We start from the raw sequence: 22,942 nt of genomic DNA, 5'->3' as shown, positions 1-22,942 counted from the left end.
ACAGACATGTCCACCACCGCCGCACCCGCCGTGTACCTCCCGCATTTCATCTACCGCACCCGCGACACTCTGCGCGTGCCTGTCGTCGTCATCTCCGCCGCCGTCTTCCCCGTCATGGTCTTCGCGATCTTCTTCCTGCCCTTCATGGACAGCACCCCTGCCGACCAGCAGGCAGCCATTGCCCTGGCCGGGGTCGCCCAGCTCGGGCTCATGGGCGTGGTGAGCACGTTCCTGTTCAACTACGGCATCGGCATCGCCGAAGAGCGCAAGGCCGAATGGTCGAACTACCTGCGAACCCTGCCGGCCGGCCCGGGCCCGTTCTTCTCCGCCCGCGTGGCGGTGGCCGTCATCGTCGTACTCATCGCCGTCGTGCCGCTGTTCATCGTCGCAATAGCCGCCACCCCGGTCCTCGAGCCCTTCATCGCCGGTGAGCTGGGCTGGTGGCGGCTGGCCGCACTCATCCCGGCGTGGATCCTGGCAGCGCTGCCGTTCCTGTTCGGCGGGCTGCTCATCGGCTACCTCGCCACGCCGAAGGCCGCGGTGGCGATCACCCAGATCGCGTTCCTGCCCTTCGCTGCAGTCGGCGGGCTCATCCTGCCGGTACAGGCGATGCCCGGCTGGCTCAACGCGATCTCCGAGTTCACCCCGGCCCGCCCCGGCCGCAATGCCGTCACCGCACTCATCGGCGAGGGCTCGGTCGACATGCTCAATGTCGTCGTGTGGCTCGGCTGGCTCGTCCCGCTCATCATCGCCGCCGTGTGGGCGCACCGCCGCGATGAGGGCCGCCGCTTCTCCTGATTCGCACGAGAATCTCCGCGCCTGGTCACCGGCAGCGACAAGCATCACATAAGCTTGCTGGTGAAGCTGTGCGCGCACGGACACAGGGAGCTGCCATGCACATCGTCGTCATCGGTTCAGGCCTGGCTGGCCTGGTCGCAGCCACCGAGGCCTGCGCAGCCGGGGCGACGGTGACCCTTGTCGACCAGGAGTCAGAGAACAACCTCGGCGGCCAGGCCTACTGGTCCTTCGGCGGCCTGTTCCTCATCGACTCGCCTGAGCAGCAGAGGATGGGCATCCGCGACTCCCTCGACCTGGCCCACCGGGACTGGATGTCGACGGCCGGCTTCGATGAGGCCGATGTGTGGCCGCGCCGCTGGGCGGGATCACCGGGGCGGCCGGGCCCGTGCTCGCCGACGATCCCGCCCTGCGCGGACGGCCCACCACGCCCGAGGCGGTCGGCGACTTCTCGATCGCTGCCGATGCCGTCATCATCGCCTCCGGTGGGATCGGCGGGAACCACGAGCTTGTCCGCTCCGCCTGGCCCACGCGTCTGGGTGCTGCCCCGGAGTCGCTGCTCACCGGCGTGCCGGCCAACGTCGACGGGTCGATGTTCCCCGTCGCCCAGGCTGCTGGCGCGCACATCCACGCCCCGGATCGCATGTGGCACTACGCCGAAGGGATCCGGAACTGGAACCCGATCTGGCCCGGCCACGGCGTCCGCATCCTGCCCGGGCCTTCCTCCCTGTGGCTCGACGCCGCAGGCGACCGCCTGCCAGCCCCGAACTTCCCCGGCTTCGACACGCTCGGCACACTCGGCCACCTCCGCTCCGGTGGGCATGAGCACTCCTGGTTCCTCCTGAATGAGCGGATCATCTCGAAGGAGTTCGCGCTGTCCGGCTCGGAGCAGAACCCCGATCTCACCGGGCGCTCGGTCCGCAGGCTCGCCGGCCGCCTCGGCTCCGGGCCACCCGGGCCGGTGGCCGACTTCCTGCGCCACGGCGAGGACTTCCTCGCGGCCGCAACAGTCCCTGAACTCGTCGACAAGATGGCCCGGCTCGAACCGGCCCATGCACTCGATGCCGCAGCGATCGGCGAGGTCATCGCCGCCCGGGATGCGCAGCTGGCCAACGGCTTCGGCAAGGATGCGCAGCTGGCAGCCATCCGCGATGCCCGTGGCTACCGGGGCGATCGGCTCATGCGCACCGCTGCCCCGCACCGGCTGACCGATCCGGCTGCCGGCCCGCTCATCGCCGTCAGGCTGCGGACGCTGACCCGCAAGACCCTCGGCGGGCTGCACACGGACCTCGACGCCCGTGTCCTCGATGCCTCCGGCCGGCCGATCTCCGGTCTCTTCGCTGCCGGTGAGGCGGCTGGTTTCGGCGGTGGTGGGATGCACGGTCACCGGTCGCTGGAGGGCACGTTCCTGGGTGGCTGTCTGTTCTCCGGCCGGGTCGCCGGCCGTGCGGCGGCCCGGGGCTGAGCCGATGCTCACCTCTGCTCATGCCGCTTCCGCTCCCGAGGTGGTTCCCGCCGCAGGTGCGGTCGTCGCCGAGGGCCGTGGCCGGGTGCTCCTCACCAAGCGCGGTCTGCAGCCGCATTGCGGCCGCTGGTGACTGCCCGGCGGGACGGTCGAGCCCGGTGAGGCCCGGCAGCAGGCCGCCGCTCGCGAGGTGTTTGAGCAGACCGGTCTGCAGGGTCGAGGGTGCTGACGGCTGGCAGACAATCATTCCCAGATGCCGGAGGCTCCGCGCCGGTGGGAGCCGATGAGGTGGGTGTCGACCATCCCGATGGCCTCCATGAGCGCATAGGCGCTCGTCGGACCGACGAACCGGAAGCCGCGGGCCTTGAGTGCTGTCGCCAGTGCCGCCGACTCCGGTGAGGAGGTGGGGATGTCCGCCAACGTGCACGGTCGCGGGGTCTCTGCGGGCTGGAATGACCAGATGAGATCGGGTAGCCCGCCGTCGGCCCGCAGGTCGATCGTCGCCTGCGCATTGGTGATCGTGGCCTGGATCTTGGCGGCGTTGCGGATGATGCGCGCATCATCGAGCAGCCGGGAGACGTCAGCTTGCGTGTACCGGGCGACCGTGTCGGGGTCGAAGTCGGCGAACACCTCGCGGAAGGCCTCCCGTTTGCGCAGCACCGTCGCCCACGACAGTCCGGCCTGAAAGGCCTCCAGGCTGATGCGCTCGAACAGTCCGGCTTCATCGCGCACCGGCATGCCCCATTCGGAGTCGTAGTAATGCTGCAGGAGCGGATCGGCTACCGCCCAGGCCGGGCGGGCCAGTCCGTCTTCGCCGATGACGAGCCCTGTCGTCGCGCTCATGCCGCGGTTTCCAACTCGAGCAGCTGCTGCTTGGCCGGCAGCCCACCGCGGTAGCCGCCGAGACTGCCATCGGAGCGCAGCACCCGGTGGCAGGGCACGATGACCGGGATCGGGTTCTGGGCGCATGCGGTGCCGACGGCGCGCACGGCTGTCGGCTGGCCGATTGCAGCTGCGACCTCGCTGTAGCTTCGGGTCCTCCCGTAGGGGATCTGTGAGAGCTGCTGCTGCACCTCCAGGCGGAACCCAGCCGACAGCCGACGGTCGAGCGGGATGTCGAAATAGCGTCGCCGCCCGGCGAAGTACTCCTCGACCTGGGCTGCGATCGGCGCCAGCTGCGCTTCGGCTGCCAGTATGCGTGGGCTGATCTTCTCTGCCAGCTCGGTGAGCACTGCGTCGTGATCTTCGCTGTCGAAGGCCACCCGCACCATCCCGCTCGGGGTGGCCGCCAGCAGCAGTGCGCCGATCGGCGAGTCGATGATGGTGTAGCCGACGTCGACGAGTCCGGCCTCGCCTGCGTGGTCGTCAAGCAGCCGGCGCATGCGGCGCATGTGCTCTTCGTCGAGTGGGAAGAGGTGGCTGAGGTCCTTCATGGGAGTGCTCCGTTCTCTGCCAGGTGGCCGGTGCCGGGGCTGGCTCAGGCAACACGGAAGTCTGCTGGCACCGTGAGCCGGTGGGTCAGCGTCCACTCCCCGAGTGTCAGGCGTTCGGCACGCAGGTCGAGGGAGGGATCGCCGGTCTGTGCGGATACGGCGGCCAGTGCGTTGGCGAGGTGGACGGCACCGGCGCGATCGGCGGCGATATCGTCTGCGGCGAGTTCGACGAGCAGGGTGACGCTGCGATGCATCGCCTGCCCGTAGCGCAGTGCCGTGGGCGTCATGGCAGCAGTGAGTGCGGCGGTGCGCAGGGTCGCCTCGTGTCGGCAGCGGACGTGAGCGTATTCGTGGGCGACGATCGTCTGCAGCTGAGCGTCGGTCAGCAGCTGCTGCATCCCGGTCGAGACGATGACCATCGGCCGGCACCCGACGCCCGCCTCGGCGGGGGTGTGAGCCACCGCGTAGGAGAACACCTCGGGCGATTCGACCCGGGCGAGGACGAAGGCCTCGCGCTGACTGCGGGAGATGATGTGGGGTTCGAGTGCTGCAATCGCGGCATGGACTGAGCGCACACTGGCGTGGTGGCGGTGCTTGAGGCGCATCCACACGGCGGCTGCGGCGATCATGACGATGCTGACGGCGACCGGGATGAGCAGGTGGGCTGGGTGCAGGTACCCGGCGACGCCGGTGACGGCTGCCAGCACACCGGAGAGGACCGCTGTGACCAGCCCGATGATGATGGTCACGAGGGAGGCCATCCACAGCCGCAGCGCGGTGGCAGGGCGGCGCAGCGCCCAGGAGCCCGGTGCCAGCAGGCGCGGGACGGTGATGATGAGGGCCGCGGTTGCGGCCGCGCTGAGGGCGAGGAGCGTGAGCATTGCTCAGCTGCGCCTGCGGTCTCGTTTCCGTGCAGCGGCGCGGGCGGCATCCTTGCGGGCATGCCGGGTCTGCGCCTGCTGCAGCGAGGAGCGCAGCACGTCGAGGTCGGTGTCGCTCAGGTGTCCGGCGAAGGCCATGAGGGTCTTCTGCCGGTCACCGGAGGAGGACAGGACGCTGACCATCCGGTCGCTGGCGTAGACGTCGCGGGTCTGTGCGGCGCGGAAGCGGATCTTGCGCGGTGAGGGATCGGAGCGCACGACCATGTCCTTGCGCTCGAGGCGTTCGAGAGTCGTCATGATCGTCGAGTAGTTCGGCTTGCGTCCGGCGAAGCGTTCGCTCACGTCGTTGGCACTCAGCTGCTCATCAGCGTCCCAGAGGATCTCCATGACCTCAGCTTCGAGTTCGCCGCGCTCGCGCCGGCTGTTGAGTCCTGTCATCGCTCACCCTCCTGGGTGGGATGATATCAGCCCCCGTGTGTGCAGTGCTCGTGCAGACCGCGCATCTGCCCTTCGAGTGCCGTCAGCGGCTTGTGTCCCTCACCGTAGGCACGGATGGCCTGGGCCGGAGCCTTGAGCTGGGCCGTGTACTTCTCGTCACCGGCATCGGACTGCTCGTCCATCCACGCAGCGGCCGCTTCCGGGGCGCCTTCGGTGTTGCCGGGGAAGCTGTCCTCGCACTCCTCGAAGACAAGACAGCTACCAGCTGAGACCGCCGGCAGCTCTGCTGCCGCGCTGTCATCGCCAGCGCCGTTGCCGCCGAGTGCTGGCGGCTCCTCCTCGGGATCCTGACCACCGGCGGTGAGCAGCAGGGCGCTGATGGCAACGGCAGCGGCAGTGCGGATGCGAAGTCGTGTCGTCATAGCACCATCGACGTACGGGCCGGCGGGCTCGATCTCCTGCGGCGCCACTGGCTGGGCAGGCGCTCCGCTGGTCTCACAGCAGCTGGGCGACGCCGCGCTCGAACCGTGCGCCGGCGTCCGGATCCTGTCGGTCGAAGTCGCTGCGGTGCTGTTCGATGATGAGGGCACCGACGATGTAGTCCATCAGCGTCTCTCCCCCGCTGTGCCGGATGGCCGCGGGAATGAGCGCCTCCCCTTCGAGGGCCAGGCCGAGAGCGTAGATCTCGGCGCCGTCGCGGTAGCGCAGCAGCACGGTGCGCAGCGCCCAGGCGAGGTCGGCGGCCGCGGTGCCCTCCGCCTCGGCGGCCGCGGTGCCCTCCGCCTCGGCGACGGCGGTGGCGAGCATCTGGCGGGCCAGCAGCACGAACAGGTCCTGCTTGTTCTTTACGTGCCAGTACAGCGCGGAGGGCTGCACGTCGAGTTCGCGGGCGAGCCGGCGCATCGACAGGTCACCCATGCCGAATCGCGAGAGGATCCGCAGCGATGTGTCGATGATCGCCTGTTGCGACAGCGCCATTCAGGTCTCTCTTCCAGCGCCTGGAGACGCGGTTTTTGACGTCGGCATCTCTAGGGGTATAGTGGTCTCCGCTGACGGGATATAGCGCAGCTTGGTAGCGCGCCTCGTTCGGGACGAGGAGGTCGTGGGTTCGAATCCCGCTATCCCGACTGATCCGGCCGGTGGCCTGGTGAGACTCAGAGTTCGTCTCTGATCCGCTGGGCCACCGGCTTCAGCGTTTCCGGGCCCTGCATCTCGCTGGCCCGCTTGTGCATGTCGAAGTCGGCCACGGAGTTCGTCGGCCACACGTGCACATGGGTGTGGGGAACCTCATAGCCCTGGATGAGTACGCCGATCCGCTCGCAGTCGAAGGCCCTCTGCTGGGCGGCGCCGATGCGCTGGGCGACGTCCATGAGGTGTGCGAGCAGGTCGGCCGGCACGTCGATCCAGTGGGAGATCTCCTCGCGGGGGACGACGAGGGTGTGCCCCTCGGTCTGCGGCAGCGCGTCGAGGAACGCGACACAGCGGTCGTCTTCGTAGACGATGGCGCCGGGAATCTCGCCGTTGATGATCTTGGTGAAAAGCGTCGCCACTTTCCATCACTCCTTCGCATTCGTAGGTGGGAGCCGACCATACCCGATAGGCAGGTGCGGCTGGATGCTCGGCTGTCGTTGGGGCTGCGCTCAGCAGTCCGGGCAGCTGGCGGGTGGCCAGGCTGCCCGGTTCGAGTGTCAGCTGAAGTTCTTCTTGGCTTCGAGCCGGAAGCCGGACCAGTCGGGTGCTGCGCTGATGGTCTTCGTCATATGCATGCCCGCGGTCGGAGCTGCGTTGGTGATGTCGCCGGGCGGGATGTGCCCGTCGCGCTTGGCTTTGGGGGTCAGGAGCCAGATGATGCCGCCGTCGGCCAGGGTAGTCTGTGCGTCGACGATGCCGTCGATGAGATCAGGATCGTCAGAGCGCCACCACATGACGATGACGTCGAACACATCGTCGACGTCCTCATCTGCCATCTCCTCTCCGATCACCGCCTCGATCTCGTCGCGCAGGTCGAAGTCCACATCATCGTCATAGCCGATTTCCTGGACGTACTTTCCGGGGGCGAGGCCGAGGGTGTTCGCAGCGCTGCTGTCAGCATCCGCGTCCTGTGCAAGGGTCCTTTCGGAAGGAGTTGTGCTCATACCCCATATTGTTGCCCCCTTCACTGCCCTGAGCAACTGTTCGGGCCGGTCTGCCGCGTTCTCATGCCGTAGGGCCGCCCTTCGCACCCGCCCACATCGACATTTCCACGATACGGGTGCAACTTCCACATAGTGATTGGATTCATTCCACAATGAGGCCCGATGTGCCTTAGGGTTGATACCGAACCCCAAGGGCGGGATGCCGCTGCGCCCACGGTCGCTGTGTGTCCCCCGCCCGCCGTCCGCCCGACGGTGAGTCCGTCCCTACGAGAGGACATGAAAGTGGCCAATCAGAAGCGAGGAATCATCCTCAACGGCCTGCCCAGCCAGGTCCCAGACGTCGACCCCGAGGAGACTCAGGAGTGGCTCGACTCCCTTGATTCGCTGGTCGAGGCGGGCGGTCGCTCCCGTGCCCGCTACATCATGCTCAGCCTCATCCAGCGTGCCCGCGAGCAGAGCCTCGGGGTGCCCAGCCTCACGGCGACTGACTACATCAACTCGATTGGCCCCGAGGATGAGCCCTGGTTCCCCGGTGACGAGGAACTCGAGCGCCGGTTCCGCCGTTGGATCCGCTGGAACGCAGCGGTCATGGTCCACCGCGCCCAGCGGCCGGGTATCGAGGTCGGCGGCCATATCTCCACCTACGCCTCGGCAGCGACGCTGTACGAGGTCGGCCAGAACCACTTCTTCCGCGGCAAGGACCACCCCGGTGGCGGAGATCACGTCTTCTACCAGGGCCATGCCTCGCCGGGAATGTACGCGCGCGCCTATCTCGAAGGACGCCTGACCGAGGACCAGCTCGACGGCTTCCGCCAGCAGGCCTCGCACTGGATCGACGGCGAGCCGGCCGGTCTCCCGTCCTACCCGCACCCGCACCAGATGCCGGACTTCTGGGAGCACCCGACGGTGTCCATGGGCCTGGGTCCGATGAACGCGATTGCGCAGGCGCAGTTCAACAAGTACCTGCACAACCGCGGCATCAAGGACACCTCCGAGCAGCGTGTGTGGGCGTTCCTCGGCGATGGTGAGATGGACGAGCCCGAAAGCCGCGGCATGCTGCAGTACGCCGCCTATGAGGAGCTCGACAACCTCACCTTCGTCATCAACTGCAATCTGCAGCGCCTCGACGGCCCGGTGCGCGGCAACGGCAAGATCATCCAGGAACTGGAGTCGTTCTTCCGCGGTGCAGGCTGGAACGTCGTCAAGGTCATCTGGGGACGCGAGTGGGATGCCCTGCTCGCCCGCGACCGAGACGGCGCGCTCGTCAACCTCATGAACAACACCCCCGACGGTGACTACCAGACCTACAAGGGTGAGGACGGCGGCTTCGTTCGCGACAACTTCTTCGGCCGCGATCCGCGCACGAAGGCCCTCGTCGAGGACTACACCGATGAGCAGATCTGGCAGCTCAAGCGCGGCGGCCATGACTACCGCAAGGTCTACGCCGCCTACAAGGCAGCTGTCGAGCACACCGGCCAGCCGACGGTCATCCTCGCCAAGACGATCAAGGGCTACTCGCTCGGACCGCACTTCGAGGCCCGCAACGCCACCCACCAGATGAAGAAGGTGGATCTGGAGGATCTCAAGACGATCCGCGATCACTTCTCGATTCCGATCTCGGACAAGGATCTGGAGGAGAACCCGCAGCTGCCGCCGTACTACCACCCGGGACCCGACGCCCCGGAGATCAAGTACATGCTCGAGCGGCGCCGTCAGCTCGGCGGCTTCAGCCCCGAGCGCCGCGACAAGCACGTGCCGGTCAAGCTGCCGGAGGACAAGCTCTACGACGCCGCCCGGAAGGGCTCGGGCAAGCAGGAGATCGCCACGACGATGGCGTTCGTACGCATCCTCAAGGACCTCATGCGCGACAAGGAGTTCGGCAAGCGCGTCGTGCCGATCATCCCTGATGAGGCCCGCACATTCGGCATGGACTCCTTCTTCCCGACCGCGAAGATCTACAACCCGCACGGGCAGAACTACGTCTCGGTCGACCGCGATCTCTTCCTGGCCTACAAGGAGGCGACCGACGGACAGCTGCTGCACATGGGCATCAACGAGGGCGGCTCGACTGCCGCGTTCTCGGCGGCCGGCACCTCATACGCCGCCCACGGCGAGCCGATGATCCCGTTCTACATCTTCTACTCGATGTTCGGCTTCCAGCGCACCGGCGATGCCTTCTGGGCAGCCTGCGACCAGATGGCCCGCGGATTCATCCTCGGCGCCACTGCAGGCCGCACGACGCTGGTGGCGGAAGGGCTGCAGCACGGCGATGGGCACTCCCACGTGCTGGCGTCGACATTCCCGTCGATCATCTCCTACGACCCGGCATACAGCTACGAGATGGCGCACATCGTGCGCGACGGCCTGCAGCGGATGTACGGCGAGGACGACGGTCGCGACCCGAACGTCATGTACTACATCACGATGTACAACGAGCCGATGGTCCAGCCCAAGGAACCCGAGGACCTCGATGTCGAAGGCGTGCTCAAGGGCATCTACAAGCTCAAGGACGGGCCCGAACTCGACGGGCCGAAGGTCCAGCTGCTTGCCTCCGGCGTGGGAGTGCCGTGGATCCTGGAGGCCCAGGAGCTGCTGGAGAAGGACTGGAACGTCTCGGCCGATGTGTGGTCGGTGACCTCATGGCAGGAGCTGCGCCGTGACGGCCTGGCCTGCGATGACGAGCGTCTGCTCCATCCCGACGCCGAGGCGCGGGTGCCGTTTGTCACGCAGCAGCTGGCTGATGCTGAGGGCCCGGTCATCGCCACCAGCGACCACACCCGGACCGTGCCGGACATGATCCGCCAGTACGTCCCCGGCCACTTCACGTCGCTGGGCGCCGACGGCTACGCGATCTCCGATACGCGCCCGGCCGCTCGCCGGCACTTCCTCATCGATGCCCCTTCGGTCGTCGTCCAGGCGCTCATCAGCCTCGGCGACCTCGGCATCGTCGATCCGAAGCTCGCCGCCGAGGCGTCGAAGAAGTACCAGCTCGACGATCCGCGGGCCGGCGCCACCGGCTCGACCGAAGGTGCCAGCGCCTGATCGCACGCAGCTGCTGAGCACACAGAAGCGGGAGGGAAGCACCCCGCCCGCTTTTGTGTCCGGCGCACAAATCCTTTGTCGCCTTTCATGTAGTGTGGCCTCATGCCCGTTCGCTCTGAGGAAGCCGCCGCCCATGTGCGCGCCCGCGCCGAGACGACCCGCCGACTCAAGGCCGGTCAGGCCCTGCTGCACAAGCTGACCCTGCAGCGACTCGAGGCCCGCCTGCCGTGGTACCGCTCGATGAGCGCCGCCGACCGCGGCTGGGTCGTCGTACTGGCGAACTCCGGCATCGCCTCGTTCATCGACTGGTACCGCGACCCCGGCGCACAGTTGCGGGTCGTTCAGGACATCTTCCAGTCCGCCCCCCGCGAACTCGTCCGCTCCGTGTCGCTGCAGCAGACGCTGCAGCTGCTGCGCGTCGTCGTCGAAGTCGTCGAAGAGCGCGTCGGCGACCTGGCCCGGCCCAATGAGCAGGCCCAGCTGCGCGAAGCCGTGCTGGTGTACTCCCGGGAGATCGCCTTTGCTGCCGCCGACATCTACGCTCGCGCCGCTGAGGCGCGCGGTTCGTGGGACGCCCGGTTGGAGGCGATGGTCGTCGACGCACTTGTGCGCGGGGACTCGGTCGATGAGCTCGCCAGCCGCACGGCGGCCTTCGGGTGGCGCACCGAAGGCTCGGTGTACGTCGTCGTCGGCCGCGCCCCGCAGCGAGCCGCACACAAGAGCATCGACGAGATCCGCGCAGCCGCCCAGAAGTGGGCCGAGGATGCGCTCGTCGGGGTGCACGACGACCGGCTGCTCATCGTCATCGGCGGTGTTGAGGACATCGACCAGGCCGCCACCGCGCTCTCGCAGTTCTTCGGTCCCTCCGAAGTCGTCATCGGACCTGAGGTCAGCACGCTGGCCGAAGCCGCCACCTCGGCAGCGGCAGCCGGCTGGGCGCTGCGCACCGCCTCGGCGCGCCCGATCGTCACCCGGCCCGTCCATGCCCGCGACCTGCTACCCGAGCGCGCGATCGCCGGCGACACGAGCGCGGTGCGCGAGCTCATCACCTGCTACTACGAACCGCTCAACTCCGGCAGCGGCCAGCTTCTCGACACCGTTGCCGCCTACGTCGAGTTCGGCGGCTCGCTGGAGAACACCGCTCGTTCCCTGCACGTGCACCCGAACACCGTGCGGTACCGTCTGCGCAAGATCGCCGACCTCATCGGCATCGATCCGACCGCGGCACGCGCTGGTTTCGTCATCAGAATTGCGTTGGTGTACGGCCAACTGTCAGAAGCCGGGCAATTGTCGAACCTGAACAAATCCCCGTGACGAACCTCCACATTGACGTAAGTTGAAATACGACCTCGACTGATTGGAAGCTACTCCAGTGCTAGTTATCGCCTGCCCGGGCCAGGGCGCCCAGAAGCCCGGATTCCTCTCCTCCTGGCTCGATCGCCCGGCATTCGCCGCAACACTCGATGCGCTCTCCGCCGCCGCGGACCTCGACCTGCGCACCCACGGCACAGAGTCCGATGACGAGACGATCAAGAGCACCGATATCGCCCAGCCGCTGCTCGTCGCCTCGGCGATCGCCGCCTACCGGGAGCTCTTCTCCGACCTCGACGTCTCCCCAGATGTCGTCGCAGGTCACTCCGTCGGTGAGATCGGCGCCGCGAATATCGCCGGCGTGCTCGACGACGCCGCAGCGATGAAGTTCGTCATGACGCGTGCGACCGGCATGGCTGCGGCCTCCGCCGCCGCGCCCACCGGGATGGCCGCGGTCGTCGGCGGGGAGCCGGACGATGTGCTTGCCGCCATCGAATCCGCCGGCCTGTCCCCTGCCAACGTCAACGGCGCGGGACAGACCGTCGCCGCTGGCGCAGTCGAGAACATCGAGAAGCTCGCCGAGAACCCGCCCGAGCGCGCCCGCGTCATCCCACTCAAAGTCGCAGGCGCATTCCACACCTCCTACATGGGATCGGCCCAGGCCCCCCTGGCCACCCTGGCCTCGAACCTGGAAGCCCAGGACCCGCAGCTGGCGATCCTGACCAACGCCACCGGCGAACCGGTCGAGTCCGGTTCTGCGTACCTCGACCTGCTTGTCAAGCAGGTGACGAATCCGGTGCGCTGGGATCTGTGCCAGAAGCAGCTGCTCGACATGGGCGTCACCGGCCTGGTCGAACTCGTGCCCGGCGGCACGCTCACCGGGCTGGCCAAGCGAGCGATGCGCGGAGTCGAGACCTTCGCACTGAAGTCGGCTGCCGATCTCGATGACGCCCGCGCCTTCGTCCAGGCCCACGCCGCCAAGGCCCCTGCAGAATCCTGAAGCGGCCGCACACGCAGCTGTAGACAGAGAAGAGGTTTTCTATGACAGCACCGACACTGCAGACCACGCCGGCCGGCCGGTACTCCACCATCACCGGCATCGGCGGCTACCGCGGTGAGATCACAGTGCGCAATGACGACATCGTCGAGCCGATCGACTCCTCCGATGAGTGGATCCGCCAGCGCACCGGGATCATCACCCGCCGCTACGCCAGCGAAGACGTCGGCGTCGCCGAGATGAGCGAGGAGGCCGCACAGGAGGCGATCGCCAACGCCGGTCTCAAGCCCACCGACATCGGCGGCATCATCATCGCCACCGTCACCTTCGCCCACCCGACGCCGTCCGTGGCAGCGATGCTGACCGACCGGCTGGGCACCGGCCCGATTCCCGCCTGGGACATCTCAGCTGCCTGCGCTGGCTACTGCTACGCCATCGCGCAGGCCGACGGACTGGTGCGGTCCGGCGTCATGGACAACGTGCTCGTCATCGGCGCGGAGAAGCTCTCCGACTGGATCGACCCTACCGACCGGTCGATCTCCTTCATCCTCGCCGACGGCGCTGGCGCCGTCGTCGTCTCCGCCAGCGACACGCCGGGCATCGGACAGAGTGTGTGGGGCTCGAAGGGTGAGAACTGGGACACCATCCACATGACCAACTCGCTGCTCGATCTGAAGAAGAACCCCGCAGGCGCCACCTGGCCCACGCTGCGCCAGGACGGGCCCAGCGTGTTCCGCTGGGCCGTGTGGGAGATGGCCGAAGTCGCCAAGGAGGCCCTCGACGCCGCTGGTGTCGAAGCCGGCGACTTGGCGGCCTTCGTGCCTCATCAGGCGAATATGCGCATCATCGACGAGCTCGCCAAGCAGCTGAAGCTGCCCGACTCCGTCGTCATCGGCCGCGACATCGCCGACAACGGCAACACGTCCTCGGCGTCGATTCCGCTGGCCACCGAACGGCTGCTGCGCGAGCATCCGGAGCTCTCCGGTGGGCTGTCGCTGCAGATCGGCTTCGGCGCCGGGCTCGTCTACGGGGCGCAGGTCGTCACGCTGCCGTGAACACCCCGGCTGGGATGACGGCGCACCCGCCACGGCCTGCCGTGGCACCCCGCTCCTTGCATATGCGCAGCGAGCATGACGTAGGATTCTGACGGGACAACTCGTCGAATCACGTTCCACAAGCCGGCCGGTGAAGCTGGCCGGGAAGCATTGAGAAAGAAGGAAGATATGGCACATAGCGAAGCTGAAGTCCTCGCAGGACTCGCTGACATCGTGAACGAAGAGACCGGCCTGGCCACCGAAGCTGTCGAGCCGAGCAAGTCCTTCACCGATGATCTCGACATCGACTCGATCTCGATGATGACGATCGTCGTCAACGCTGAGAAGAAGTTCGGCGTGAAGATCCCGGATGACGATGTCAAGGATCTCGTCACCGTGCAGGACGCTGTCGACTACATCGTCAAAGCACAGCAGGCCTAAGAATTCCGGTCACGGGGCGGCCGGCCCGTGCGGTCTCACCGCCCCGTGATGGACCCCAACCGATTCGACGAGGTTGATCACATGACTTCCACAGTTGTCGTCACCGGCATCGGTGCCGTCACACCCATCGGCACGACCGCCGAAGCCACCTGGCAGGCAGCGCTCAAGGGAACCTCGGGCGCCCATACTCTCGACAACAGCTGGTCAGAGGACTATGGCATTCCTGTCAGCTTCGCCGCCACCGTCGACCGCAGCGTCGTCGACGAGCGCCTCAAACGCGTGCAGGCCAAGCGACTCGACCCCTCCAGCCAGTACGCTCTCATCGCCGCCCGCGAGGCGTGGGAGGACGCACAGACCCCCGAGACCGACCCGGAGCGGCTCGCAGTCTCCTGGGCCACCGGCATCGGCGGCGTCTGGACGCTGCTCAACGCCTGGGACACCCTGCGCGAAGAGGGCTCCCGCCGCGTCATGCCGCTGACGGTGCCGATGCTCATGCCGAACGCACCGGCTGCCGCCATCGGCATGGACCTCAAGGCCCGTGCTGCCGTGCAGACCGTCGTCTCCGCGTGTGCATCCTCGACCGAAAGCCTCGGCCAGGCACTCGACGTCATCCGCTCCGGCAAGGCCGACGTCGTCATCGCCGGCGGTTCGGAGTCCGCCGTGCACCCGATCACCATGTCCGCGTTCTCCTCCATGCAGGCGCTCTCACGCCGCAATGACTCCCCGGAGACGGCTTCACGCCCCTACGACGTCGATCGCGACGGATTCGTCATGGGCGAGGGAGCCGGCGCGCTCGTGCTCGAAACCGAAGAGCACGCCAAGGCCCGCGGCGCCAAGATCTACGCTGAGATCGCCGGATGGGGCGTGTCGAACGATTCGCACCACATCACCGCAAACGAGCCGGAGGGCAAGTACGCGCTGCACGCGATGCAGCATGCCGTCGACAACGCCGGCATCGACGTCGCTGACATCAAGCACATCAACGCCCACGCCACCTCGACCCCGGTCGGTGACGTGCCCGAATCCCTGGCGGTCAACGCGCTGCTGGGTGAAAACGTCTCCGAGGCGCTCGTCTCTGCGACGAAGTCCATGACCGGGCACCTGCTCGGCGGTGCTGGCGCAGTTGAAGCGATCCTCGCTGTGCTGGCAACTCACCACCGTGTCGCCCCGCCGACGATCAACATCGAGAACCTCGACCCGGAGATCAAGCTCAACGTCGTTCGCGACACCCCGGCGGATCTGCCCAGCGGAGACTTCGCTGCGCTGACGAACTCCTTCGGATTCGGCGGCCACAACGCCGTGTGCGTCATCAAAACCGTCTGACCGGAGCGCAACCGGTTTCCGGTTGGGCGCGGCTCAGGGCCTGCAGTCATCTGCGACTGCAGGCCCTGATGCGTCTGTGTTCCGGCTCGAACCCAACGCGTAAGCCAGGAGCCCGAGCGTGCGAGCTGGGAGCCGAGCGTGTGAGCCAAGAGGCCGGCATCGCTGAGGCGGCCTGCGGGCAGGAGGAAGACACCGAAAGGCCAGGTGTGCCCCGCAACAGCTGCCGCGATGCCAGCGCTTGTCAGTGAGTCAGACTGCGGTGGTCAGCCAGCGCACCGGAGCGCCGTCGCCGGCGTAGCGGAAGGCTTCGAGCTCGTTGTCCCATGCTTCACCCAGGGCGCGCTGCATGAGCGATTCAAGCTTCTCGGGATTGCCGGCTGCGCGCTCCATGACAGAGCGGATGATGTCTTCGGAGACCATGATGTTGCCGTGCACGTCGGTCACGGCATGGTAGATGCCCAAGCGCGGTGTGTGGCTCCAGCGACCGCCATCGGCGCCCGGAGAGGGCTCCTCGGTCACCTCGTAGCGCACGCCTTCCCAGCCGCGCAGCGCTGAGGCGATGCGCGCACCGGAGCCTGCCGGGGCACGCCAGCAGATCTCGGCACGGAACGTGCCGGGTGCGGCCGGCTGCGGCGACCAATCGAAGGCCGCCTGCGCGCCGATTGCCCCGCCCGCGGCCCATTCGATGTGAGGGCACAGCGCACGAGGTGCTGAGTGGACGAAGAGTACGCCCTGAGTCATATCCATTTCTGCCTCCTGAGCTTTCGGATACGTCTTCCCCTACGATCCGAACAGGAGGATGGCACCAGCATAGACGATCGCCGTCCCTGGTCAAAAGACATTCGTCCAGGTGGCGTCCGTTCTCTGTTAATCTATTGCTGGCCTCGGCCTGCTGGTGTTCACGCAGGCGACGCTGGCCCCCATAGCTCAGCTGGTTAGAGCAGAGAACTCATAATTCTTTGGTCGTCGGTTCAAGTCCGACTGGGGGCACAATCGGACAGTCATCAGCTCCGATCACGCATACGTGACCGCAGGAGCAGGCGCATCTGGCGAGAGAACGGATTCCCAAAGCGACAACTCGGGCTGGCTCTTCTGCAGTTGGTGCAGAAGTGATGCAGGCCATCTCTCTCAACATCGCCTGCACATCAGTGCAGGCGGGTCACCCGCGCATCTTGCCGGTCGCGGAGGCGAGGCCCGCCGCGTCTTCGCTCCAGCGACGACCCCGCTGTCCGAAAACCCCAGGAGGACACCCGGCCGGAAGAGGAGCGGCTCGGTCCCTCGTCGGCACCGCATGATCCGATCCCGGATGCGCTCAGCGTTCTGAGTTGACTCGGGTGAGGACCGCCCGGGCGGCGTCGACGCAGGCGTAGCGGTCGGTGGTGATATAAACATCGAACTCGACGCGCCCCTCGGGCCCCGGGTCGTTCTTCCGAGAAGCAGTCACCATGCCCGACCAGTCCGGTCCGACGACGATGAGCCCGTATTCGTTGCGCAGCGGGTCGGAGTGGTCGATGCGACCGCTGCGCACACCGGGCACCGGTGCGACATCGAAGCCGCCGGAGAGCATCGCGGAGAACCCGCAGACCTGCTGGATGGATGCGAACCGCTCGGCGGTGTCCTCCCACACGTCTTCCTGCTCGCCGTAGATGCCGATGATGACGATCGAGCTCGAACCATTGAGCGCGCGGCGCTGGAGCGATTCGAGTTCGGAGCCCACGAGCGCCTCGTCCATGATGAGTGGGTCGTGCTTGAGGCTCTGGCAGATGGAGAATGGGGTGCCCTGCACCAGCCGGTTGCGGGTGAAGTGGTCGACGAGCGGGTCGTCGTAGAGCTTGTCGACAGGGCTGGGCGCCCGGGTCGGCGCACCGATGAGCGGGCCGGTGACATAGCGGGCGCCGATCGCACGCACCCGGCGCATATCCGCCTCAGTCGCCACTCCCTCAGCGATGACGACGGCGTCGGTGCGTTCGACGTGAGCGTGCAGCAGGCGGATGAGCTCGGCGAGTTCGCCGCGGTCCTCCATATGCAGCACATCCCGATGCAGGCTTACGACCGAGGGGTTGACCAGCGGCAGGAAGGCGGCCGTGCGCAGATCGGGGCCGATCGACTTCATGCCGATGCCCCAGCCGAGCTGGCGGGCCTGGCGCACCGAGCGCAGCACGGTGGCCGGCGCCCCGGCGATCCGGTCGGGGTCGAGCTGCAGGATGACCGAGCGCGCTGGTTCGTCCGTGCGGTCTTCGAGGGTGACAAGCGACTCGGGTTCAGCCCCGAGGAACAGCCGGGTGGAGGCGCCCAGCCCGGCAGAGGCGGCATCGCGAAGGGCGATCGAGCGCAGGGAGGAATCGAAGTCGCCGATCATGCCGCAGGTGCGCACATCAGCACGCAGGGCTGCGAACTCATCGATGCGGTCGCGGTCGTTCCCAGCGTCCCCATCCGCCCGGGCTGGAAGCACTGTGTAGCCGACGGTCTCAAAACTCGACGCCTCTGCGACCGGTGCGAAGTAGCTGTTGACGAGGCCATGCCGGATCAGTCCTTCGATCTCGCCCGACGCCGATACATCGGCGGGTGTCGACAGCACGAGATGTCCTTCCGTTGGCAGCTGAGTCCTGTAGAGCGCTTTCAGTTTCTCACACGCGGCGGACACCGATCACGGCAGAAAGTCATTTATGACAAGACTGATACACGACAGCCGGAAATCGATATCTGCACCCCTGCAGAAAGGCGCCCACCGCCTCGGGAGCGGAACGCTCAGCTCTTCGGATCCTCGCCGACGATCTCGATCGCACCGGTCATGGCGACGGCCTCGTGGTGGTGTTCGGGCAGGCTGAAGTGCAGCGTCTCTCCCCCGTCGAGGAGGCGCTCGTCGTCCCACACACGGACTTTGACCTTCGAGGTTTCGTGCGAGCGGCTGGTGAGGACGAGTTCGCGCGCCGAGCAGCGCACGTCGATGACCTGGCCCTGGAACAGCACCCTGAAGCGCACGCCGGTGAGCTTCTCCGGCAGGCGGGGGCGGAACTCGATGCGGTCGTAGCGGATGAGCACGCCGACGAAGGCGCGCACGACGACATCGACGGTGCCGGCCATCGCGCCGAGGTGGATGCCCTCCTGGGTGGTGCCCCATTGGGTGTCGTGCAGGTCGATGACCAGCGATTCCTGCCACACGTCCCAGGCTTCGGGCCGGCCGATCGCGGCCAGCACGGCGGCGTTGACGACATTGGACAGGCTGGAGCCGTTCGTCGACCGGGCAGTGTAGTAGTCGACGGTCTGCTCGACCTGGCTCATCGTGTACCGGTAGCCCATCCGGCCGAGTTCGCGGATGAGGCCGTTGACGCCGAGCAGGTAGATGAGCATCGTGACATCGGCCTGCTTTGACAGCTTGTAGTTGTTCGTCGAGTCTCCCTCGGCCTCCATGATGAGATCCATCCGCCCGATGTTGCCGTACTTCTTGCGGTAGGCGGCCCAGTCGAGCTCTTCCAGGTCGTCGTAGCCGTCGAACTGGCTGATGATGCCGTCGGCGTTGAACGGCACCGCCAGGCGGGCGGCGAGCCGGCCCCACAGAGTGATCTCGGCCGGCTGGATGTTGAGCCGGAAGATGAGGTCCTCGGCGGCATAGGAGGGCAGCAGCCGGAAGATCTCGACCGCGTGGCGACACACCCAGGCGGTCATGATATTGGTGTAGGCATTGTCGCGCAGCCCTGAGCCGGGCGTGCCGGGATAGCCGTCGTGGAACTCATCAGGGCCCATGACGTCGTTGATGTGGAAGCGGTCGGTCTCGGCGTCATACGTGGCCAATGAGGCGAACAGCCGGGTGATCTCGATGACGAGCTCGCCGCCCTGCTCGGCCAGCCAGCCGACGTCCTCCGTGGCGCGGTAATGCTGCCATGCGTTGTAGGCGATCGCTAGGCCGACATGCTTCTGCCGCCAGGAGTGGTCCGGCATCCAGCGTCCAGCCCGCCGGTTGAACAGCTCGACCGGGGTCTCCTCACGGCCGTCCGAACCCGACTGCCACGGAAACAGCGCTCCTTCGAGCCCGGCTTCGCGGGCGAGGTGGCGGGCTGCGTTGAGCCGGCGCCAGCGGTAGAGCAGCAGCGATTTCGAGATCTCGGGCAGCCGCAGGTTCACCAGCGGCAGCACGAAGAGCTCATCCCAGAAGATGTGGCCGCGATACCCTTCTCCGTGCAGGCCGCGGGCCGGGGTGCCGGTGTCGGCGAAAACCGTGTGCGGAGACAGTGACTGCAGCAGGTGAAAGGTGTGCAGGTGCAGCAGCAGCTGGGTGTTGGAGTCGGCTTCGACCTCGACGTCGAAGCGCTCCCAGAGCCGCTGCAGAGCAGCGGTGTGCCCGGGCAGCAGGTTCTCGTAGCCGATCTCCGGCAGCCAGTTGAGCTCATCCACTGCGCCTTCGCGAACGGAGGTGAGCGCATCGTCTCGGGAGTTGACCAGAGCGGTCGTCGTGTCGATGCCGACGGTGGCCCCCTGCCGCATGTCGATCGTGGCATCGGTGAAGATGCCGGCGGGATACTCAACCGAATGCACCTTCACACCCGCCTCCTCATCGGTCTGCCGGACGGCGTGCTCTCCGATATGGATCTGCGTGCGCTGGGCGATGGCGATGCGCAGCTTGCTCTGGCTCGTCTCGACTTCGGCCAGCAGCGTGCCGTCGGCGGCGAACTGCTGGAAGGTCGTCATCAGATGCTTCTTCGACAGCGCATCGTACTCCCGGACGTTGTCGTTGATGACGTTCATGTCGATACCGGTGCGCACGACGATCGGATCGGCGGTGTTGACCGGCGTGATCTGCGTGAGCGTCGCTGCGAGATGCTTGCGGTCCATCGAGACGAGCCGCTGCTGGCGGATGATGAGCTCGCGCTCCTGCGCGTCGGTCAGCGCCAATTCGCGGGTGAGCACACCGTTGGCGAACGACAGGGTGCGCTGACCGCTGACGATCGCCAACCCGCCGGCTGAGAACCAGTCCCCGTCGGCGAACCGGATGTCGCAGACGTTCCAGTTCGGCAGATTGACCAGCGACTCGTGCTCCAGGTCCCGGCCGTTGACATGGCTCCACAGCCGGTTGAAGATCCCAGCCATGTACGAACCGGGGTAATGGGAGTGCCCAGCCGGCGCCTCGGGAGCGGCTCCGCGCAGCGACATGTACCCGTTCGCCAGCGTCGTCAGCGCCTCCCGGCGGCCCTCATGCTCAGGCTCGAAGCCGGCGAAGCTCAGCTCCCAGGGATCCTGGGGCACGATGCCCAGGTCGAGCTCATTGGCGTCGGTGACGACCACATCGGCCCCGGCTGCCTCCAGATCGGCGCGGTTGCGGTCGCGGGCGATGCCGACGACGAGGCCGAACTCACCAGTGCGGGCGGCCTGGACACCGGAGACGGCGTCTTCGAGCACCGCGCAGTCCCGCGGTGGGAAGCCGAGCAGTTCGGCGGCAGCGATGAAGGTGTCAGGGGCGGGCTTGCCAGGCAGGCCGCGGTCGCGGGCGACCTGACCGTCGATGACGACGTCGAAGAGGTCGGCGATGCCGGCGGTCTCCAAAAGCTGCGGGGCGTTGCGGCTGGCGGTCACCAGCCCGATCGGGGTGCCGCCCCGGCGCAGCCGCTCGATGAGCTTGACGGTGCCGGAGAACACTTCGATGCCCTCGCGTTCGAGCAGCACGGAGAAGTAGTCGTTCTTGCGCCGGGCCAGGCCGTGGATGGTGTGCGCCGAGGACGGATCGCCGTCATCGCCCTCGGGCAGGAAGATGTTGCGGGCGTTGAGGAAGGTGCGCACGCCGTCTTCACGCGGGCGGCCGTCGACGTAGCGGCGGTAGTCCTCGACCCCGTCGAAGGGCGTGGTGTCGATGTGGTGGCCCAGCGGCAGGTCGCCGCTGGTGACCTCGGGACTGGCGAGCACGTCGTCGAACAGCCGCTTCCAGGCGATTGCATGCAGAGACGCCGTGTCGGTGACGACGCCGTCCATGTCGAAGATGACGGCTGACCATGGGGTTGTGACGATCGTGTTCATAGTCTCCTGCTCGCTGGACGAAGGTGTGCGGCGCACAGCGACCGAAGACGCCGGCTTGCATCCAGCCTAGCGAGATCCCGGCGACATGACACTCACCGGCAGATGAACGTCCGGTGGCGGCCCGCCGGGCAGTTCGCCGTGCACCATGCGCCTCAGCTGCGCGCAGATGCCGCCTGCCGGCCCTGCCGCCAGTCGACGATGCCGACCACCGCCGAGGCGGTGACGACGACTGCGATGACGGAGAAAGCTGCGCTGAAGGCGGCTGTCCAGCCCCAACCGGCCTGCACGGCGAAGAACACCGAGGTGACCACCGCCAGGCCCATGGCGGTGCCCATCCGCTGCCCGGTCTGCAATACCCCGCCGGCGGCGCCGGCGTAGGCGATCGGCACCTCTACGAGGGCCAGCGTCTGGTTGGGACTGATGACCAGGCCCTGAGCGATGCCGATGAACGACACAGCGATGACGACGAGGGCGAACGGCCAGCCAGCGGTGTCGTGCATGATGACGGCGCCGACGCCGGCCAGCAGCCCGAAGATCGCCAGTGCCATGCCGACGAGGACGAGAGGGCGGCCGAGGCGGATGACGTACTGGCCGGCGATCGCCGAGGAGATCGCCGAGCAGATCGCAGCAGGCAGGCCGATGAGCCCGGCCTGCAGGGCGGTGAAGCCCAGCCCGTTCTGGGCGTAGACGGCGATGACGACCCACACGCTGGTGGTGCCGAAGAAGTACAGGGAGATGAGCAGTGCGCCGTTGGCGAAGGTGCGGGTGCGGAACAGGTCCATGTCGACCATCGGGCTGCGGCCGCGGCGCTTGTAGCGGTTCTCCCAGATGACCCAGGCGATGATGAGCGCGATTCCGAGCACCCCGAGGAAGAGGTAGGGCAGGGCTGCTGCGCCGACGAGCAGCGGCACGAGCACCCCGAGGGTTCCCAGGCCCAGCAGCGTCACACCGACGAGGTCGAGGTCGGGCCTGGCACCCGGCGCCGTGGCGGTCTCCGGGGGCTCCCATGCTGAGCGGGGGAAGAAGATCATCGCCAGCGTCACGGCGAGGATGACGAAGGGCACATTGATGAGGAACGACATCCGCCAGCCGAGGTCCTCGCCGAAGAACCGCACGAGCACCCCGCCGAGTGCCGGCCCGACGGCGACGGACACGCCGATCGCCGAACCCATCAGCCCGAAGGCCCTGCCCCGGGCAGCACCGGAGAAGTACTGCTGGATGAGCCCGACGACCTGCGGGTTCAGCAGGCCGGAACCCACACCCATGAGCAGGCGGGCGAGGTTGAGCACGAGCGGGTTCGGGGCGAAGCCGGCCAGCAGCGAGGCTGTGCCGAAGACGATGAGGCCGGCGATGAAGAGCCTGCCGCGACCGAAAAGGTCACCCGCGCGTCCGGCGGGCACAAGGACGACGCCGAAGGTCAGGGTGTAGCCGGTGAGCACCCATTGCAGTGCGGTGTTCGACGCGTCGAGGGAGCTGCCGATGGCCGGCAGCACGACATTGACGATCGACACCGACAGCAGCGACATGAACAGCGGGACAAGGGCGATGAGGAGGATGCGGCGCTGATCGTCGCTCATCTCGGGGGTCTGCACTGACCCAGTCTGTTCCTCCGCGTGCCGTTTGTCTGCCATTTCTCCATTC

21 protein-coding genes, 2 tRNA genes and 1 pseudogene are annotated in these 22,942 nt (G+C 67.1%); 12 read left to right on the top strand and 12 right to left on the bottom strand.

Annotation, left to right across the window (positions count from 1 at the left end; genetic code table 11):
- The first annotated feature begins 6 nt into the window (after nucleotides 1-6).
- The 4 genes and pseudogenes from M3B11_RS04980 to M3B11_RS13380 all read left to right on the top strand — a co-directional run bounded on the left by M3B11_RS04980 (nucleotide 7) and on the right by M3B11_RS13380 (nucleotide 2,489).
- Nucleotides 7-798 (top strand): ABC transporter permease, encoded by a 792-nt coding sequence (locus tag M3B11_RS04980; RefSeq protein WP_102159908.1) that lies wholly within the window; start codon nucleotides 7-9, stop codon nucleotides 796-798.
- A 95-nt stretch (nucleotides 799-893) separates the two neighbouring features.
- A pseudogene (locus M3B11_RS04975) lies at nucleotides 894-2,260 on the top strand (FAD-binding dehydrogenase).
- 4 nt (nucleotides 2,261-2,264) lie between these two features.
- On the top strand, nucleotides 2,265-2,393 hold the full coding sequence (locus M3B11_RS04970) for a hypothetical protein (protein WP_259875643.1): 129 nt from the start codon (nucleotides 2,265-2,267) through the stop codon (nucleotides 2,391-2,393).
- Complete coding sequence (locus M3B11_RS13380; protein WP_257995013.1) at nucleotides 2,394-2,489, top strand: NUDIX domain-containing protein; 96 nt, start codon at nucleotides 2,394-2,396, stop codon at nucleotides 2,487-2,489. It abuts the gene before it with no gap.
- Between the two features lie 14 nt (nucleotides 2,490-2,503).
- Here M3B11_RS13380 and M3B11_RS04960 read toward each other — a convergent pair whose 3' ends face one another.
- The 6 genes from M3B11_RS04960 to M3B11_RS04935 form a co-directional block, all read right to left on the bottom strand.
- Nucleotides 2,504-3,103, bottom strand: a complete 600-nt coding sequence (locus M3B11_RS04960; RefSeq protein WP_259875642.1) for a DNA-3-methyladenine glycosylase I — start codon at nucleotides 3,101-3,103, stop codon at nucleotides 2,504-2,506.
- Nucleotides 3,100-3,693: a methylated-DNA--[protein]-cysteine S-methyltransferase gene (locus M3B11_RS04955; protein ID WP_396121531.1), complete on the bottom strand. Its 594-nt coding sequence runs from the start codon at nucleotides 3,691-3,693 to the stop codon at nucleotides 3,100-3,102. The genes M3B11_RS04960 and M3B11_RS04955 overlap by 4 nt, the downstream gene beginning before the upstream one ends.
- Before the next feature lie 44 nt (nucleotides 3,694-3,737).
- Nucleotides 3,738-4,574, bottom strand: coding sequence for a M48 family metalloprotease (locus tag M3B11_RS04950; RefSeq protein WP_259875641.1), 837 nt, complete (start codon nucleotides 4,572-4,574; stop codon nucleotides 3,738-3,740).
- 3 nt (nucleotides 4,575-4,577) lie between these two features.
- On the bottom strand, nucleotides 4,578-5,012 hold the full coding sequence (locus tag M3B11_RS04945; protein ID WP_175294640.1) for a BlaI/MecI/CopY family transcriptional regulator: 435 nt from the start codon (nucleotides 5,010-5,012) through the stop codon (nucleotides 4,578-4,580).
- Nucleotides 5,013-5,038: 26 nt separating this feature from the next.
- Nucleotides 5,039-5,434: a hypothetical protein gene (locus tag M3B11_RS04940; protein ID WP_259875640.1), complete on the bottom strand. Its 396-nt coding sequence runs from the start codon at nucleotides 5,432-5,434 to the stop codon at nucleotides 5,039-5,041.
- A 73-nt stretch (nucleotides 5,435-5,507) separates the two neighbouring features.
- On the bottom strand, nucleotides 5,508-5,990 hold the full coding sequence (locus M3B11_RS04935; protein WP_259875639.1) for a TetR family transcriptional regulator: 483 nt from the start codon (nucleotides 5,988-5,990) through the stop codon (nucleotides 5,508-5,510).
- A 75-nt stretch (nucleotides 5,991-6,065) separates the two neighbouring features.
- Between M3B11_RS04935 and M3B11_RS04930 the strand changes: the two genes are divergently transcribed.
- A tRNA-Pro gene (locus M3B11_RS04930) sits at nucleotides 6,066-6,139 on the top strand.
- Between the two features lie 27 nt (nucleotides 6,140-6,166).
- Here the strand turns inward: M3B11_RS04930 and M3B11_RS04925 are convergent.
- A complete protein-coding gene (locus tag M3B11_RS04925; RefSeq protein ID WP_259875638.1) occupies nucleotides 6,167-6,562 on the bottom strand; it encodes an HIT family protein in 396 nt (131 codons plus the stop codon).
- 138 nt (nucleotides 6,563-6,700) lie between these two features.
- Nucleotides 6,701-7,147: a DUF3052 domain-containing protein gene (locus M3B11_RS04920; RefSeq protein ID WP_165883034.1), complete on the bottom strand. Its 447-nt coding sequence runs from the start codon at nucleotides 7,145-7,147 to the stop codon at nucleotides 6,701-6,703.
- A gap of 282 nt (nucleotides 7,148-7,429) precedes the next feature.
- Here M3B11_RS04920 and aceE point away from each other — a divergent pair, with 282 nt between their 5' ends.
- From aceE to M3B11_RS04890, 6 genes are all read left to right on the top strand, one after another.
- A complete protein-coding gene (aceE, locus tag M3B11_RS04915) occupies nucleotides 7,430-10,189 on the top strand; it encodes a pyruvate dehydrogenase (acetyl-transferring), homodimeric type (protein WP_259875637.1) in 2,760 nt (919 codons plus the stop codon).
- A 102-nt stretch (nucleotides 10,190-10,291) separates the two neighbouring features.
- Nucleotides 10,292-11,503, top strand: a complete 1,212-nt coding sequence (locus M3B11_RS04910; protein ID WP_259875636.1) for a CdaR family transcriptional regulator — start codon at nucleotides 10,292-10,294, stop codon at nucleotides 11,501-11,503.
- A gap of 58 nt (nucleotides 11,504-11,561) precedes the next feature.
- Entirely contained in the window at nucleotides 11,562-12,500 is a 939-nt protein-coding gene (locus M3B11_RS04905; RefSeq protein ID WP_259875635.1) for an ACP S-malonyltransferase, read from the top strand.
- Nucleotides 12,501-12,541: 41 nt separating this feature from the next.
- The gene (locus M3B11_RS04900) at nucleotides 12,542-13,552 is read left to right on the top strand and encodes a beta-ketoacyl-ACP synthase III (RefSeq protein ID WP_259875634.1); all 1,011 of its coding nucleotides are present in this window, start codon (nucleotides 12,542-12,544) and stop codon (nucleotides 13,550-13,552) included.
- 168 nt (nucleotides 13,553-13,720) lie between these two features.
- Complete coding sequence (locus M3B11_RS04895) at nucleotides 13,721-13,972, top strand: acyl carrier protein (RefSeq protein WP_102159882.1); 252 nt, start codon at nucleotides 13,721-13,723, stop codon at nucleotides 13,970-13,972.
- Nucleotides 13,973-14,053: 81 nt separating this feature from the next.
- Entirely contained in the window at nucleotides 14,054-15,295 is a 1,242-nt protein-coding gene (locus M3B11_RS04890; RefSeq protein ID WP_259875633.1) for a beta-ketoacyl synthase, read from the top strand.
- A 249-nt stretch (nucleotides 15,296-15,544) separates the two neighbouring features.
- Here M3B11_RS04890 and M3B11_RS04885 read toward each other — a convergent pair whose 3' ends face one another.
- Nucleotides 15,545-16,036 carry a DUF3145 domain-containing protein gene (locus M3B11_RS04885; RefSeq protein ID WP_102160700.1) on the bottom strand — a complete coding sequence of 164 codons (492 nt, stop codon included), beginning with the start codon at nucleotides 16,034-16,036 and terminating at the stop codon, nucleotides 15,545-15,547.
- Nucleotides 16,037-16,211: 175 nt separating this feature from the next.
- On the opposite strand from M3B11_RS04885, the gene M3B11_RS04880 reads away from it, so the two are divergent.
- A tRNA-Ile gene (locus M3B11_RS04880) sits at nucleotides 16,212-16,285 on the top strand.
- A 322-nt stretch (nucleotides 16,286-16,607) separates the two neighbouring features.
- On the opposite strand, the gene M3B11_RS04875 is transcribed toward M3B11_RS04880, so the two are convergent.
- The 3 genes from M3B11_RS04875 to M3B11_RS04865 all read right to left on the bottom strand — a co-directional run bounded on the left by M3B11_RS04875 (nucleotide 16,608) and on the right by M3B11_RS04865 (nucleotide 22,893).
- Entirely contained in the window at nucleotides 16,608-17,873 is a 1,266-nt protein-coding gene (locus M3B11_RS04875) for an EAL domain-containing protein (protein ID WP_259875632.1), read from the bottom strand.
- Between the two features lie 170 nt (nucleotides 17,874-18,043).
- Entirely contained in the window at nucleotides 18,044-21,301 is a 3,258-nt protein-coding gene (locus M3B11_RS04870; RefSeq protein WP_259875631.1) for a beta-phosphoglucomutase family hydrolase, read from the bottom strand.
- Between the two features lie 152 nt (nucleotides 21,302-21,453).
- Nucleotides 21,454-22,893 carry an MFS transporter gene (locus tag M3B11_RS04865; protein ID WP_259875630.1) on the bottom strand — a complete coding sequence of 480 codons (1,440 nt, stop codon included), beginning with the start codon at nucleotides 22,891-22,893 and terminating at the stop codon, nucleotides 21,454-21,456.
- Nucleotides 22,894-22,942: the final 49 nt, after the last annotated feature.

It is taken from the genome of Brevibacterium sp. p3-SID960 (assembly GCF_025144725.1).
In the GTDB taxonomy this organism is placed as follows: domain Bacteria; phylum Actinomycetota; class Actinomycetes; order Actinomycetales; family Brevibacteriaceae; genus Brevibacterium.
The sequence above is the reverse complement of the archived record's forward strand: the minus strand, read 5'-3'. Positions and strand labels throughout refer to the sequence as shown.